General features: G+C 59.7%; 1 protein-coding gene. It reads left to right on the plus strand.

The window, feature by feature from the left end:
* Positions 1-47: 47 nt before the first annotated feature.
* On the plus strand, positions 48-238 hold a 191-nt coding region (locus Q4528_RS15940), incomplete at its 3' end, for an MSMEG_0570 family nitrogen starvation response protein (RefSeq protein WP_303522730.1).

Consider the following 238-nt stretch of genomic DNA (forward strand, 5'->3'; position numbering starts at 1 on the left):
GTTCTGGGACCATGCGACCACCCCTTACATGAACCTCGGAGAGTCTGATGCCTGAAACCATTTGGACCGTGCGCTGGCCTGATGGCCGCGAAGAAGCGCTGTATTCGCCCTCCACCGTGGTGGCAGAATTGTTCAACCCCGGTAAAAGCTATCCGCTGGCCGATTTCCAGACCCGGGCGCGCATCGCGTTGGAACGCGCATCGAACCGGGTCGCGGCGAAATATGGCTTTGCCTGTTC

The organism is Staphylococcus pasteuri, assembly GCF_030547725.1.
GTDB classification, from domain to species: Bacteria; Bacillota; Bacilli; order Staphylococcales; family Staphylococcaceae; genus Staphylococcus; species Staphylococcus pasteuri.